This is a genomic window from Prochlorococcus sp. MIT2309, assembly GCF_059772305.1.
The window spans coordinates 305,512-320,766 of record NZ_CM186282.1; the positions used below are offsets into that span (position 1 = coordinate 305,512).

Genomic DNA, 15,255 nt, shown 5'->3' on the forward strand with positions numbered 1-15,255 from the left:
TCCCTTTTAATATTTAGTATATTATCTATAGAATTTTGAAGTGGTAAGCATACTTTATCTTTACTTGATTTATATAAAAGTGAAAAATATAACTTACTAAAAAAGGTACTATTATGTAATGAATATCTGAAATTAAATATTGCATAAATTAATGATATTAATATTAAAGATATTATAAAATTTTTTTTCATTATTTAAAGGTTATACTTGTAATGATTCTATGATTTCATCTTCATTTGGTTTGTTAATAAAATTATTACTGAATCTATAACCGTCAAGTTCTCGTTTAAATAAAAACCAATCATTTCCATATGTCTTCATAACAGCTCCTTTATTGATTGGTTGTAACCAAAAGATAGTATTCCAAAGGGCTATGAATTCCTTTCTTCGTTCTCTACCTACGTTACCAATACCAATTGCGATATCCTCCAATTTACCATTAAACATTAGTACCCTACCTGAATAAATCTCACAAATATCTCTAAATTCATCAAAATCGTATGGTTGAGGTGAAATACATATTAGTAATGGTTCATTACTTAATGAATTTAATTTAGTTTTAAATGATCGAAATGAAAATATCTTTTCTTTATAATCATCCATATCTCTTTTGGCTAATGCTGCACCTCCTTCATCGGCCCATATTAAATAAAAGCTTAATTCATTGCTATTCAGATAATTAGCTAACCTTTTAATAATTGGATTTAATCTCAGGTTTGAAAATAAAAGGTTTACTGAGAGATACTTAAAATTTGAATTTTTTAAAGAGGTGAGTATAGAGGTATTTATATATTCCTCAGCTTGATTTAAATCTTTTGGTAATATTTTTTTCATAATTGATAAAGAATAGAGGATCTACCTATTAAATGTTTTATATTCTTCTTTAAAAATCTGGTAAATATTATCAAGATCTTTAGTCTTTATCCATGACCCTAAACTGATTCTAATTCCACTACCAGCATATTCACTGTCAATACCGATTGCCTTAAGGATCTCACTTCCATTAGATGAATTTGAACTACAAGCACTTCCACTGCTAGCATAAATACCTCTATTGGATAGTTTACGAACCATTTCACGACCTGAAATGGGATAGGAACATTTTCCTTTCAATAAAAGTGAAATTAAATTAGGTAATCTATTTTTATTAAAAGAATTTCCAATAAGCTCTACGCCTTCTATATTTACTAGCATTTCTAATAACCGCTGTGTGTTTTCTTTAACTTTACTTGATAAAAAAATTGTATCGCTATTAGAAATAACGATTCTCTGTTGTAATTTAGAAATTGCTGTTTTCATACCACTTATCAGTGAAATTGGTTCGGTACCGGATCTAAAACCATACTCTTGATTACCTCCACCTTGTAATTGACATAAATCAGATACTAATTCTTTATGAAGCAAAAGACCAACTCCTTTAGGACCTTGGAACTTATGTGCTGATGCACTCAGAAGATCAATAGGTAATTCGTTGAAGTTAATTAAACTATTAGGAATTAATTGAGTTGCATCTGTATGAAATATAATATTTTTTGCTCTACATTTTTCACCAATAATTTTAATTGGATTGATAGTTCCAATTTCACTTTGTCCCCAAATAATAGATACTATCTTAGTAGGAAATGAGAGTAAATCTTCGGCCTTATCAAGTAATAAGTTACCTTTATCATCCACTGGCCAATACTCAAGTACCCATCCTTCTTGTTCTAATGATTTAGCAGCATAATTAACAGCTGGATGCTCAATGCTACTAATAACAATTCTTCCAGGTAATAACTTTTTTGAAGCTCCTTTAATAGCAAGGTGTATCGATTCTGTCGCTCCAGATACAAAGATAATGTTTTCTGGGCAGCAGTTAAGCTTATCTGCTATTTTAATACGTGAAAATTCTAGAACTGTTGCTGCGTTAACGCCAATTTCATGGATACTTGAGGCATTGCCAAAAATATTTGAGTTAATTTGGTTAATATCATTTATCACTTCAGGATGAAGTGGTGTGGTAGCACATGCATCTAGATAAAGTGAATTTTCATTGATTAATTTTTTACTCATATATTATTGGTTTCAAAAAGACCTGAATATACAAACTGAGCTGGGCCTTTCATATAAACGCTTGAGTTCAGATTAGACCATTGTATATTCAAATTCCCGCCTTCAAGATTAATATCAACATTATTATCACATTTATTTGTTAATATTGAACATACTGCAACAGCACATGCACCTGTTCCACAGGCTAATGTTCTTCCGCATCCCCTTTCCCAAACGAGCATATTAAGAAGTTTTTGGTTAATAACCTCAACAAAATGAACGTTCGTTTTGGCAGGAAAGAATTCATTATTTTCAAGCAATGGCCCCCAACTTAATAAAGGTATTTTACTAAGTTTATCTGTATAAAAAATCAAATGAGGATTACCCATTCCAACGGCATATATAGTGTATTCTTTATTATTAAGTATTATATTTTTTGAGGGTACCCCTTTATCAATTACTTCTAATCTAGTAGGTATATTCTTTGGATCTAAAATAGGTTTACCCATATCAACAGTAATATTACCGTCAGCCTCATGTTCTACTTTGATTGTACCTGCTAAAGTTTCAACACTAAATATTTTATTATTTGTGAAATAACCTTTTTCAGAATCAATTAAATACTTTATTAAACACCTAATTCCATTTCCACACATCTCTGGTTCTGTACCATCGGAATTAATTATCTTCATTTTTAAGTCACATCCATTGCTACTTTTTTCAGCAAATATAATTCCGTCTGCTCCAATACCAAAATTCCTTCTACAAATAAATTTAGCTAATTGAAGATCACTAATTCCCAAATCGGAATTAGAATTGTTAGTTAATCTATCAACTATGATAAAATCATTACCTAATCCTTGATATTTTGAAAACTTGATCAAACTCATAGTTTTATAGTACTTACTAGAAATATATTATAAAACTAAGGCTTGATTTAGTAAAATCATAAAATTAGAGAGCTCATTATTCAATATTTTCTAATTACATATGTTAGAATCCAAAATATTATAATAAATATTCCCAAGCTTAGAAAGATGGCAGATCGATATGACCATTTGAAGCTCGAGCCTTACTGGCATAATGAATGGGAAAAGGCAAATCTATATAAAACCCAAGAACCAGAAAAAAACCAAGATACTTATTATGCTTTATCCATGTTTCCATATCCGTCTGGAACATTGCATATGGGTCATGTAAGAAATTATGTAATAACTGATGTATTAGCAAGACAACAAAGAATGCTTGGTAAAGCTGTACTTCATCCAATGGGATGGGATGCATTTGGATTGCCTGCAGAGAATGCTGCAATTGAAAGGGGTATTGAACCTAGTGATTGGACAAAAAAAAATATTAAGCATATGAAAGATCAATTAAAAAGACTAGGTCTTTCAGTTGATTGGGATAAAGAAATAAATACATCTGAATCAAATTATTATAAATGGACTCAATTTATTTTTCTAAAATTATATTCAGCGGGTTTGGCGTATCAAAAAGAAGCAACGGTTAATTGGGATCCAATAGATCAAACGGTCTTAGCAAATGAGCAAGTTGATTCAGATGGTAAATCCTGGAGATCTGGGGCAATTGTTGAGAAAAAAAATCTAAAACAATGGTTCCTTTCAATTACTAAATATGGGGAAGTACTGCTGAATGATATAGAAAAATTATCAGGTTGGCCAGATAGAGTAAAAATGATGCAATCAAATTGGATAGGTAAGTCTGAAGGATCAGAAATCAGATTCTACCTTGAAAGAAGTCGTGAGAATTTTATAGACGTCTTTACAACCAGAGCTGACACTCTTTATGGTGTAACTTATTTAGTCGTTTCACCTGAATATGCTGATATAGATTTATTAATAACAGAAGAAAATAAGAAAGAATTTAAAAAATTTAAGGATTCATTTAAAAAGCTAAGTGAAAATGAAGTCAATTCAGATAACAGGACTAAAAATGGAATGTTCCTGGGAAGCTATGTCAGACATCCTTGTAATGATGAATTAATTCCTATATGGACTGGAGATTATGTATTAGCTAATTATGGAACGGGAGCTGTTATGGGAGTTCCAGGACATGATTCAAGAGACTATAATTTTGCGAAAAAATATAATTTAGAGGTAAAGTATGTTATTTCTGATAATAAAAATAAAGTTGATTTAAATAAAGCATACACAAATGACGGAATTCTAATTAATTCAGACTTTTTTGATAATTATAATTCCACAGATGCTAAATCTAAAATCATACAATATGGAATTGAAAATGGATGGGCAAAAGTAAAAACTCAATATAAGTTAAGAGACTGGCTAATATCTCGACAAAGATATTGGGGATGTCCTATTCCTATCATAAAATGTGATAATTGTGGAAATGTACCAGTTCCTCTTAATCAATTACCTGTCAAACTTCCAACGAAAGTTGAACTTACTGGTAAGGGTAATTCTCCCTTAAATAATTTGGATAGCTGGTCAACTGTTGATTGTCCAAAGTGTGGTAAAAAATCAACTAGAGAAACAGATACTATGGATACTTTTATGTGTTCATCTTGGTATTATCTGCGCTATGTAGACGCAAATAATGACAATTGTATATTTTCTAAGGATGACATAAATAAATGGTTACCTGTTAACCAATATGTAGGAGGGATAGAGCACGCGATATTACACTTGCTATATTCTCGATTCATAATAAAAGCTCTTCAATCTGCAAATTTAATAGATATAAGCGAACCATTTGATAATCTTCTTACTCAAGGTATGGTTCAATCGCTAACCTATAAGAATGTAAATACAAATAAGTATGTTCCTACAATAAACATAAGGGATCCAAAAGATCCAATTGATCCGGAAGATGGAAATAAACTACAAGTAATTTATGAGAAAATGTCAAAATCAAAATATAATGGTGTTGACCCTTCTAATGTGATTAATAAATATGGAGCAGATACAGCAAGAATGTTTATTCTGTTCAAAGCTCCACCAGAAAAAGATCTTGAGTGGGATGATTCTGACGTAGAAGGACAGTATAAATTTCTTCAAAGAATATATAAGCAAATTAACTCTTATTTTAATTCTAAAGTTGATAAATATAGCGATTCAATCAAGTCAAAAAGTTTTCCTAAAACATTAAATAGTTACGAAAGAAATTTGAGAAAATCAGTTCATAAAGCTATTAAGAATATAACAGAAGATATTAAATTAATAAAGTTGAATACATCAATTTCAGAACTTATGATTTTATCAAACAGCCTTTCAAATAATATTGAATATGTTTGTGAGCCAATAGCATTCGAAGCAATATCATCACTCATTTTATTACTATCACCTTTTGCACCACACTTATCAGAAGAACTATGGGTAAAACATATAAGCGCTACAAGTGTTCATCTGCAAAAATGGCCAATGGCGCAACTAGATCTTCTAAATGAAGAAACATACGAATTAGTTATACAAATAAATGGTAAAGTCAGAGGGAGAACAAATGTGGATCATAAACTAACTAAATCTGACTTAGAGCGAATAGTACTTGATAATGACATTACCAAGAAATGGTTGAATGGTATTAAACCGAAGCGCTTAATTGTTATTCCGGGGAAACTTGTAAATGTTGTTATTTAAAGGTAACGATTAAGATTTAAATTGACTTTTTTGAATTTTTGTATCTCTTGGGTTTGACCAATTTGCTAAATTAATATATTTATTTGAACTCTCACATAAATATCGAAGTATTATATAAATTGTTTCCTTATCGGATGAAGGAATACTTTTTTGAATATCGTCTATAGAAATTGATTTATTATTAATTAATAAACTCTCAATTTCAGATTGTAATTTCAATATATCATTAGCCGCTTTTTTACCTGCCTCTACTCCTGGTTGATGATAAGCATTAATATTAATTATCTCCGCGTATAAACTTACTGCTCTTTCAAACATAGCAATTAGTGCTCCCAATGTATATTCATCAAGATTACGTATAGTTATTGTGAGATTCTCCCTTTTACTATTGGTTAAAGCTCTTCTAGTTCCTTGCAAAAAACCTGATAAATAATCATTAGGGTTTCGCGCATTTACAGTATGCGTATCATTATCACATCTTAATACCTCTATAAAAGTAATAAAAAAATTGTCAATACCGTCTCTTAATTGTTGTACATAAGCGTGTTGATCAGTAGATCCTTTATTACCATAAACTGCAATACCCTGATTTACCTTTTTTCCGTCTCTGTCTAACTCTTTACCCAGTGATTCCATAACAAGTTGTTGTAGATACTTACTAAAAACTTGAAGTCTGTCATTATAAGGAAGTACTACCATATCCTTCAAACCCTTGGCTTGTCCAGCCACTAGCCAGGATAATGCCAATAATGCGGAAGGATTACTCTTAATCCTACTTATTCTTGTTAATTCATCCATCCTTGATGCTCCTTTTAAAAACTTTTTACTATCCAATCCTAATAATGAAATAGGTAGCAAACCTACAGAACTCGTAATACTTGTACGACCTCCCACCCAATCAGGTAAATCAAAAATATTAAGCCACTTCTCCTCAAATGCTTGATTATATAATTTACTATTCTTCATTGTAACGGCAATAGCATTATCGGACCAATTTATATTATTTCTCTCCAAAAAATATCTTACTTGTTCCATACCAATTTGAGGCTCTGGTGTGCCTCCTGATTTACTAACAACAACAAATAAAGTCTGATTTAATTCATTTTTTATATTTTGAAGTTTAACTTGAATTCCATCTGAATCAACATTATCAATAAAATGAAAATTGATACCCTTATGTTTTTGCTGCAATGATTCAACAATAAGAAGAGGCCCTAGTCCACTTCCTCCTATGCCTATCCACAAAACGTTTAAAAATTTATTGCCATCTGAATTAGTTATTTCTCCACTCAAAATACTATTAGAAAAATTATTAATTAATTCAATTTGATTTTCAATTTCTTGAGTTATTTTTTGTGTGGGAGCTATTGTTGGAGTTCTAAGCCAATAATGTCCAACTTGTCGATTTTCATCTAGATTAGCTAAGGCTCCTGCCTCAAGTTTTTCCATTGCCACAAATGCATTGGCAAATTTTGTTTGATATTTATTTATATCCGACTCAGAAATATTCATCTTACTAGTATCAACCCACATGCAAAGGTCTTCATTGAACCAAAGCAATTCAGAGAATCGTTCCCATTGTTGATTATCGATAATAGGACTGTGATCAGGAGTTGACATTCTTTTTTAATTTCTTGGGAGTCTAGGCACTTTATGAGATCTATAGAAACTCACAAAATGTATTGGAATAATTTCACTTTAAACTAATATGATTTAAATAGTAAAGAAAATGTTGACTAATTAACAAAGTTTTTTTATATGAAAACTTGATATGTCTATAATTTATATTTAATTTAATATATTCGAATAGACATAATTTTATGCATATGAAAAAAATAAGTTAATATTTGGAAATAAGCACATGTAAATTGTTCTGGATTAATGAGTTTTATTATCAATCCAAATCATAATAATACCTTCAACTTTAATCCTAAACTTAAAGTCGCAGTTTTAGCATCCGGTAAAGGCTCTAATTTCAATGCTCTTATTGAATCTACACATTCATACCTAAAAGGAGTTGAGATATCTATATTAATATACAATAATAAAGATTGTCTTGCTAAAGATATAGCTTCAAAATATAGTATACCAGCAAAATATATAGACCATAGGTCATATAAAAGTAGAGAAGAGTTTGACATAGTTATTGCAAATACATTAAAGAGTTTAGATATAGAGTTTGTTGTTTTAGCGGGTTGGATGAGGTTACTAAGTCCTAAATTTATAAGTACATTTTCAAATAGAATAATAAATATACATCCTTCTATTCTTCCAAGTTTTAAAGGAATAAACGCCATTACTCAGGCGCTCAATGCGGGTATTTTAATTACAGGTTGTACCGTGCATAAGGTAATTAATGAAGTCGATTCTGGAGAAATTATTGCTCAAGCTGCAGTTACAATAGATAGAAATGAAACTATTTCTACTCTTGAAAGAAAAATTCAACAACAAGAACATAAAATTCTTCCATATGCTTTAGGAATTACAGCTACTTTATGGAGAAAAAAAATTAAGGATAATATGTTGTAAGAGGTAAACCTTCTTCCTCGGGTAAATTATACATAATATTTAAATTCTGTATAGCTTGACCAGCTTGCCCTTTTATAAGATTATCAATTACACTCATAAGAACTAATCGTCCAGTTCGCTTATCAACTTGAACAGATATTAAACACTTATTGGTATTTCTTACCCATTTAGTTGATGGATAAATACCAACAGGTAAAACATCAATAAAGCATTCATCTTTATAAAAGGTCTCAATTATTATTTTGCAATCTTCAGCTGTAAGGCCTGGATCCCGAAGTCGAGCATATACAGTTGATAATATTCCTCTCACCATGGGAACTAAATGAGGAGTAAATTGCAATTCGATTAGGTGACCAGATATCTCATTAGCAACACGTTCAATTTCATATGTATGTCTATGTCCTACTACTCCATAAGCTGATATTGATTCTGAACTTTCTGATAATAAAAGATGTTCTTTAGGGTCACGCCCACCTCCAGAGGTTCCGCTCTTTGCATCAATAATAATACCTTCATAATCTATCAATCCTTGTTGAAGAAATGGAATTAAAGGCAATAAAGAGGCTGTTGGGAAACAACCTGGACAGGCAACAATTGAACTTTCTCGTATCTGCTTACGATTTAATTCAGGCAATCCATATATAGCGTTTTTACATAATAATTTGTCTGTTCTTTTAAATTTATCCGACTCTACTTTATAAATTTTTTTCCAATCATTTATTTCGTTAAAGCGATAATCAGCTGACAAATCAAGAACTCTTAGGCCATGTTTAATAAGTGATGGAGCTAACTGTGATGCCAAACCATTAGGTAAACATAAAATTACATAATCAGATGTATCTTTAATCTTTTCAATATCAATATCAAATATTTTTGGGTCAGATTTTATAAAAAGAAAAGGGAAAAGTGAATTCCACCTTTTTCCAGAAGTTCGTTTACCACCAAGATAGCTAATTTCAAAATGAGGATGATTAAGCAGTAAACGGACTATTTGTATGCCCCCATAGCCGCTGGCTCCAATTATTGCGACTCGGTTATTTTTGTTTTTCATGATTTTCATATCTCAGTGAAGTAAATTATTTATATAGAATTGAGTGATAGGAGCTTTTCATCACATTAGTTTGATTCTCATCATTATTCATTAAAAACCGAGTGAAAAATTTGAAATCATCAGAAAAATCAACCAACTTTAAATTCGACGACATTGCAGATGCATTGGCAGCCATAAGAAATGGTGAATGTGTCATAGTTGTAGATGATGAAAGACGAGAAAATGAAGGGGATTTAATTTGTGCAGCACAGTTCGCAACGCCGCAACAAATTAACTTTATGGCGACTGAGGGTCGAGGACTTATTTGCCTAGCGATGCAAGGTGAAAAGCTTGATTCATTAGATTTACCACTAATGGTCGACAGAAACACAGACTCAAATCAAACGGCTTTCACGGTGAGTATCGACGCTGGACCTGAAGCAGGTGTATCGACTGGAATCTCTGCCGAAGATAGGGCTAAAACAATTCAAGTAGCAATAAATCCTGAAACAAAACCAAATGAGTTGAGAAGACCAGGCCATATTTTCCCCTTAAGAGCTAAAAAAGGAGGTGTATTAAAACGAGCCGGTCATACGGAGGCTGCTGTAGATCTTTCTCTACTATCAGGATTAAATCCTTCAGGAGTTATTTGCGAGATTCAAAACCCAGACGGTTCTATGGCAAGATTGCCAGAATTAAAGGAATACGCAAAAACATGGGGATTGAAACTTGTTTCGATTGCTGATTTAATAAGGTATCGACTTGAAAACGAGAGATTTGTATACAGACAAGCAACTGCAAATTTACCTAGTGTTTTTGGTGAATTTCAAGCAATTGGTTATAAAAACATCCTTGATGGAAGTGAGCACATTGCAATTCTTAAAGGGGATCTAGAGACACTAAAAGAACCTGTTCTTGTAAGAATGCACTCAGAATGTTTAACAGGAGATGCTTTTGGCTCTCTAAGATGTGATTGTCGTCCTCAACTTGAAGCAGCGTTATCAAGAATTTCTGAAGAAAAAGAAGGTGTAGTTGTTTACCTTCGTCAGGAAGGAAGAGGTATTGGGTTAATTAATAAATTGAAAGCCTATAGTCTCCAAGATACGGGTTTTGACACTGTTGAAGCTAATGAAAAATTGGGTTTTCCAGCTGATTTAAGAAATTATGGAGTTGGAGCACAAATCCTTACTGATTTGGGTATTAATAGATTACGTTTATTAACCAATAATCCTAGAAAAATAGCTGGACTTGGAGGGTATGGATTACAAGTAATCAGTAGGGTTCCATTAGTAATATGTCCAGGAGATCATAATGCTGCATATTTACAAGTAAAGAGGGAAAAGTTAGGGCACATGATTGGGGAAGAATATATGTTTAACGAAGTCAATTACATAACTATATTTTGGGATGGAGAGGCTAATGAAAGCCAACTTAATTGCTATAGAAATGAAGCCAATATATTTGCAACTAATAATTTAATTGAACTATCAATAGAACAATCAGCACGTCTAATTGCTCTATGTGAAGGACCTAAATTCATTTGGAGAATAAAGCAAAAACTTTCCCCAACCGATAAAGCAGTTCAGGACTCTAATTCCAACACAATAGAGAATTTATTAAAAGTGATTTCTTGCTGGGATGGTACTCATAGAATAGGAATATTGCTAATTCCAAAACATGAACAAACAATTCACCCACCACAAAAAATAGACACGTTTAATTATTCTTTAGTCGACATGACTGGTTCATTTGAATCGTTGAAAAATTTATTTATCAAAAATGATTCTCCTAAGTTATTTATATGGCTTTAATGTTTAAGCCAACCTTGCTAATTTACAATAGTAATCTTATTAATTAATGATCCATTCTTCAGCGATAAAACTACATCCATATTTTTAGTTTCTCCAAAAACAGTATGAACTCCGTCTAAGTGAGGTTGAGGTTGATGGACTATAAAAAATTGACTACCGCCTGTATTCTTTCCCGCGTGAGCCATAGATAAAGAGCCAGCATTATGTTTACGAGAATTTATTTCACAATCAATAGAATATCCTGGGCCACCAGTTCCAGGAATTCCATTTGCCCCTTTCCTTGAATTTGGACATCCACCTTGTGCCATGAAACCATCAATTACCCGGTGAAATGAAAGCCCATCATAAAATCCTTCATTCACAAGTTTTACAAAATTTGAAACAGTATTTGGAGCGTCCTTGTCAAACAATTCCAATTCTATTTTTCCAGAATCAGTCTCCATTAATGCTTTGATCATTTTTAAGTAGAAATAATAACTATCTTATTGTCAAAATAAAAATATTATTCACACATACATTAATAAATCCTTTATATTTTTAAAATTTACTTTTATAAAAGGTCTTCTAAGCTTTTTCTTATACTTTCCAATTCATCATTGTCATCTTTCTCTTGTTTTGATTTGGAATTATCCATACGGTTAATATTATCAACATCCCATGATGTCATATCTAGGTTTGTCTGGGGGGGCGTAATCATTAGTCTTTCCTCCTGAGAAGAAGGAATAAATCCACTTTTAACAAATCTTGATTCATATCCTGATTGATTACAAAAGGCCTCAATTTCTGATCGATCTACTCGTTCAACTTCAGGTTTAGGAAAATCTTGAGCTTCGAGCAATCCGCAGTATCTTTGAGCATCATCTTCTTCTTCAAACATTAAAACAACAGTTTTCTCCTTTATTTCTAAAGAATGAATACCTTCATCATCTTGACCTACATTAAAAAGTAAAACATGAACAAGCATCTTTTCAATCAATAATTTCTTTAATTATAGGTCGAAAATAATTCATTCAAAATTATTTGCTATTTCTTGAAGTCTTTTGTACAAGGCAATTTCGGAATCACTAACTTCATCAGGCATGACAATGACAATTTCTACATATTGATCTCCACAATATTCGTTGAAAGTTAGACCTCTACCTTTAAGTCGGAGTAATCTTCCACTTGATGATTTTGGTGGGACTTGTAAGGTAACATAACCATTTAATGTTGGTACATCAACCGCACAACCAAGTAATGCTTCTGGTGGGTATAGTTCTAAACGATATAAAACTCTTAAGCCGTCAATTCTTAAACCATCAACAGTTTGTACTCTAAGTTGAATAAAATGATCCTTACCTCCTGGTGCAACACCCTCAAGTCTCAGCCTCCAGCCATCACCTGCTAAAGGAGGGGTATTTATTAAAACTATAGAACCCGAATTAGTTTCTATTTCAATCTCAGCTCCGTTGAATGCCTCCTCAATTGAGAGTTCAACTAAAGTCTCTATGTCTTCTTCAATTTTAATTGGTTTTGAATTAATTGTTGATTTTTCTGGCCAAAAATCATTTTTAATATCACTATCATAAGAATCATTGGAATTTTGATTATTAGTAACTTCTGAAAATGGATAAGTATATTCAAAATCATCTACTTTATCATCTTTAACTTCATCAGATAGGGGTATTCCTAAAATAATATGTATATAATTTTCAAAAGATGGGAACCCATATTTAAATTGATCTCCTAAATTATGAGTAAAGGAATTATTACCCTCCCAGGCTTTTCTTTTAATGGGATCACTTAAAACTACATATGCTTCGTTAATAAGCTTGAATCTTTCCTCAGCATTAATATCATTTTTATTTAAATCTGGATGCCATTTTCTAGCCTCCTTTCTAAAAGCTACTTTTAAATCATTAGAATTAGAAGTTGGTTTTAAACCAAGTAAGGCCCAATAGTTTGGTTTATCGGTATTCGTCATTATTCCAATTCTCAGAATTACGTCGATCGTAATTATCTCTATTACTTAAATCATCTAAATCCCTTCGCTCATAATTATTAAAACGTCTATCACGATCTAAATCATTTCTGGCGTAATTTTCTCTACTTCTCCAACTATCAATATCTCTTTTATCAAGACGACTTCTATAATCCCAATTATCATTATTTAACGACTGATTATTCTCTCTGGAATTTCTATTTTGATATTCCCATGGATCATCATCCCAATAGTCATCTGAAAATAATTCATCTTTCAATGAACCAAAAGTATTTTTTATTCCTTGTAAAGGATTAGAATCTGTATTTCTCTCAGCAGAAAGCCTTCGATTCAAACCAAATAAAGCTTCTTGAAGAGAAGCCAAAGCAATTTCAAGTTGATTAATTTCATTCAACTCTAAAAGATCTTGAACATCACGCAAAGCAATTTCAACAGCTCTCTGTTGTCGTTCCGCACCATAGGGACCAAGTTCAAGAGCTGCATCCCTAAGTCTTCTTTCTGCTTGAGCAACAAGAGTTAAAGCATTATTTTTTCGATCAATTGATAATCTCTTTTTTCTATCCTCAGAAGCTTTTGACTTTGCCTCATCAATTATTTTTTGAATTTGATCTTGATTAAGATTTGACCCACCATTAACAGTTACGGTTTGCTTTCGACCTGTAGTTTTATCTGTGGCACTAACCTCAAGTAGGCCATTTGAATCTATATCAAAAGCAACTTGTACTTGAGGAACCCCTCTTGGCGCCGGTGGAATACCAGACAACTTGAATTTACCGAGAGATTTATTATCAATAGCTAATTGTCTTTCACCTTGCCAGACATGAACTTCTACTGAAGATTGATTAGCTTCTGATGTACTAAAAACATCTGATTGCCTCACAGGAATAGGGGTATTTCTTGGAATCAGTACCTTCATTAAACCTCCAAAGGTTTCAAGACCTAAAGAGAGAGGGGTAACGTCGTTTAAAAGTAAATCTCTGAGTTCTCCTGAGAGTATCCCAGCTTGAACAGCAGCGCCAACAGCTACTACCTCATCGGGATTTACTGATTGGCAGGGTTCTACAGGGACTAGTGTTCTTACTAATTGCTGAACCATTGGCATCCTAGTACTACCCCCAACAAGGACTACTTCATTTATGTCTTCAGCAGACCAGCCGGAATCATTTATGGCTTCTTGAACAGGACTCAAAAGCTTATCTAAAAGATCAGAGCAAAGTTCCTCAAATTTTGCCCTCGATAAATTTTCATCGATATGCAAGGGGCCATCTTTGCCTGTAGAGATAAATGGTAAAGATATATGAGTTGATTGAACGCCGGACAATTCTTGCTTTGCTTTTTCTGCGGCTTCTGATAATCGCTGAAGTGCTTGTCTGTCTCTTCTCAAATCTATTGAATTTGCATCATCAAATCTTGTGGCTAACCAATCAACAATTCTCTGATCAAAATCATTACCGCCAAGCTGTGTATCACCCGAAGTTGATTTAACGTCAAAAACTCCATTAGCGATTCTCATCAATGAAACATCAAAAGTCCCGCCACCCAAATCAAAAACCAATGCCCTTTGAGATGATTTCTTATCGAAACCATAAGCCAAAGCCGCAGAAGTAGGTTCGTTTAGGATCCTTTCAACCGTTATGCCAGCAAGAACAGCAGCATTTCTAGTTGATTGTCTTTGAGCATCATTGAAATAGGCAGGAACTGTAATAACTGCTGAATCAACAGATTCACCTAAGTAAGTTTCAGCATCATCTATCAATTTTCTTATGATGCTGCCAATAAGTTCTTCAGGAGCATATTCTCTTTCGGTAACAGGGCAGGAAACTCGAACATTTCCTTCTTGGTTTGCTTTTACCGTATAAGGAACTGAAAGACTTGCTTCATCAAGCTCATCCCATGACCTCCCTACAAAACGTTTTAGATTAGAGAAAGTATTTCTAGGATTCAGAACTAGTTGCCTTCTTGCAAGCTGGCCAACAAGCAACTCGCTGTCTCTTGAATATCCCACGACAGAGGGAGTTGTACGAGTACCCTCAATGTTTGTAATCACTATTGGTCTACCACCTTCCAACACCGCAATAACGGAGTTGGTCGTTCCAAGGTCAATTCCAACAATTCTTCCCATAGAAATAATTATATTGAGTCGTTATTTTTTATCAAAATTATTAAATACATTTTTTGGTTGTTAGGAAAAGCTAAGTGGTTTTACTTCACAGGTTTTGTGGAAAATTTTTGCAAAGGTAATAAATTGGATGTGTT

At 32.6% G+C, this 15,255-nt stretch carries 12 protein-coding genes; 3 read left to right on the forward strand and 9 right to left on the reverse strand.

The window, feature by feature from the left end:
• Positions 1 to 201: 201 nt before the first annotated feature.
• Genes AC6EJA_RS01595 through dapF form a run of 3 tightly spaced genes read right to left on the reverse strand, consistent with a single transcriptional unit; the run spans position 202 to position 2,915 of the window.
• Positions 202 to 834 carry a DUF1995 family protein gene (locus AC6EJA_RS01595; protein ID WP_498502799.1) on the reverse strand — a complete coding sequence of 211 codons (633 nt, stop codon included), beginning with the start codon at positions 832 to 834 and terminating at the stop codon, positions 202 to 204.
• Positions 835 to 855: 21 nt separating this feature from the next.
• Positions 856 to 2,052: a cysteine desulfurase family protein gene (locus AC6EJA_RS01600; RefSeq protein ID WP_498502800.1), complete on the reverse strand. Its 1,197-nt coding sequence runs from the start codon at positions 2,050 to 2,052 to the stop codon at positions 856 to 858.
• Positions 2,049 to 2,915, reverse strand: a complete 867-nt coding sequence (dapF, locus tag AC6EJA_RS01605) for a diaminopimelate epimerase (protein WP_498502801.1) — start codon at positions 2,913 to 2,915, stop codon at positions 2,049 to 2,051. Before dapF ends, AC6EJA_RS01600 begins: the two co-directional genes overlap by 4 nt.
• A gap of 153 nt (positions 2,916 to 3,068) precedes the next feature.
• On the opposite strand from dapF, the gene leuS reads away from it, so the two are divergent.
• The gene (gene leuS / locus AC6EJA_RS01610) at positions 3,069 to 5,648 is read left to right on the forward strand and encodes a leucine--tRNA ligase (protein ID WP_498502802.1); all 2,580 of its coding nucleotides are present in this window, start codon (positions 3,069 to 3,071) and stop codon (positions 5,646 to 5,648) included.
• Positions 5,649 to 5,657: 9 nt separating this feature from the next.
• Here leuS and AC6EJA_RS01615 read toward each other — a convergent pair whose 3' ends face one another.
• The gene (locus AC6EJA_RS01615; RefSeq protein ID WP_498502803.1) at positions 5,658 to 7,268 is read right to left on the reverse strand and encodes a glucose-6-phosphate isomerase; all 1,611 of its coding nucleotides are present in this window, start codon (positions 7,266 to 7,268) and stop codon (positions 5,658 to 5,660) included.
• A 261-nt stretch (positions 7,269 to 7,529) separates the two neighbouring features.
• On the opposite strand from AC6EJA_RS01615, the gene purN reads away from it, so the two are divergent.
• A complete protein-coding gene (purN, locus tag AC6EJA_RS01620; RefSeq protein WP_498502804.1) occupies positions 7,530 to 8,177 on the forward strand; it encodes a phosphoribosylglycinamide formyltransferase in 648 nt (215 codons plus the stop codon).
• On the opposite strand, the gene argC is transcribed toward purN, so the two are convergent.
• Positions 8,158 to 9,237 (reverse strand): N-acetyl-gamma-glutamyl-phosphate reductase, encoded by a 1,080-nt coding sequence (gene argC, locus AC6EJA_RS01625; protein WP_498502805.1) that lies wholly within the window; start codon positions 9,235 to 9,237, stop codon positions 8,158 to 8,160. The two genes, purN and argC, sit on opposite strands and share 20 nt — an antisense overlap.
• Before the next feature lie 101 nt (positions 9,238 to 9,338).
• Here argC and ribBA point away from each other — a divergent pair, with 101 nt between their 5' ends.
• Positions 9,339 to 11,018 carry a bifunctional 3,4-dihydroxy-2-butanone-4-phosphate synthase/GTP cyclohydrolase II gene (gene ribBA, locus AC6EJA_RS01630; RefSeq protein WP_498503525.1) on the forward strand — a complete coding sequence of 560 codons (1,680 nt, stop codon included), beginning with the start codon at positions 9,339 to 9,341 and terminating at the stop codon, positions 11,016 to 11,018.
• A 17-nt stretch (positions 11,019 to 11,035) separates the two neighbouring features.
• Here ribBA and AC6EJA_RS01635 read toward each other — a convergent pair whose 3' ends face one another.
• The 4 genes from AC6EJA_RS01635 to dnaK form a co-directional block, all read right to left on the reverse strand.
• Positions 11,036 to 11,476, reverse strand: coding sequence for a peptidylprolyl isomerase (locus AC6EJA_RS01635; RefSeq protein WP_498502806.1), 441 nt, complete (start codon positions 11,474 to 11,476; stop codon positions 11,036 to 11,038).
• A 92-nt stretch (positions 11,477 to 11,568) separates the two neighbouring features.
• On the reverse strand, positions 11,569 to 11,982 hold the full coding sequence (locus AC6EJA_RS01640) for a DUF3110 domain-containing protein (RefSeq protein ID WP_498503526.1): 414 nt from the start codon (positions 11,980 to 11,982) through the stop codon (positions 11,569 to 11,571).
• 42 nt (positions 11,983 to 12,024) lie between these two features.
• Positions 12,025 to 12,981: a DnaJ C-terminal domain-containing protein gene (locus tag AC6EJA_RS01645; RefSeq protein ID WP_498502807.1), complete on the reverse strand. Its 957-nt coding sequence runs from the start codon at positions 12,979 to 12,981 to the stop codon at positions 12,025 to 12,027.
• Positions 12,965 to 15,121, reverse strand: coding sequence for a molecular chaperone DnaK (gene dnaK, locus AC6EJA_RS01650; protein WP_498502808.1), 2,157 nt, complete (start codon positions 15,119 to 15,121; stop codon positions 12,965 to 12,967). Before dnaK ends, AC6EJA_RS01645 begins: the two co-directional genes overlap by 17 nt.
• Between the last annotated feature and the right edge of the window lie 134 nt (positions 15,122 to 15,255).

Coding starts and splice junctions, on each gene's coding strand:
- purN (WP_498502804.1), top strand. CDS start 7,530: ATGAGTTTTATTATCAATCCAAATCATAATAATACCTTCAACTTTAAT.
- AC6EJA_RS01595 (WP_498502799.1), bottom strand. CDS start 834: ATGAAAAAAATATTACCAAAAGATTTAAATCAAGCTGAGGAATATATA.
- leuS (WP_498502802.1), top strand. CDS start 3,069: ATGGCAGATCGATATGACCATTTGAAGCTCGAGCCTTACTGGCATAAT.
- dnaK (WP_498502808.1), bottom strand. CDS start 15,121: ATGGGAAGAATTGTTGGAATTGACCTTGGAACGACCAACTCCGTTATT.
- AC6EJA_RS01615 (WP_498502803.1), bottom strand. CDS start 7,268: ATGTCAACTCCTGATCACAGTCCTATTATCGATAATCAACAATGGGAA.
- AC6EJA_RS01600 (WP_498502800.1), bottom strand. CDS start 2,052: ATGAGTAAAAAATTAATCAATGAAAATTCACTTTATCTAGATGCATGT.
- AC6EJA_RS01635 (WP_498502806.1), bottom strand. CDS start 11,476: ATGATCAAAGCATTAATGGAGACTGATTCTGGAAAAATAGAATTGGAA.
- argC (WP_498502805.1), bottom strand. CDS start 9,237: ATGAAAATCATGAAAAACAAAAATAACCGAGTCGCAATAATTGGAGCC.
- AC6EJA_RS01645 (WP_498502807.1), bottom strand. CDS start 12,981: ATGACGAATACCGATAAACCAAACTATTGGGCCTTACTTGGTTTAAAA.
- AC6EJA_RS01640 (WP_498503526.1), bottom strand. CDS start 11,982: ATGCTTGTTCATGTTTTACTTTTTAATGTAGGTCAAGATGATGAAGGT.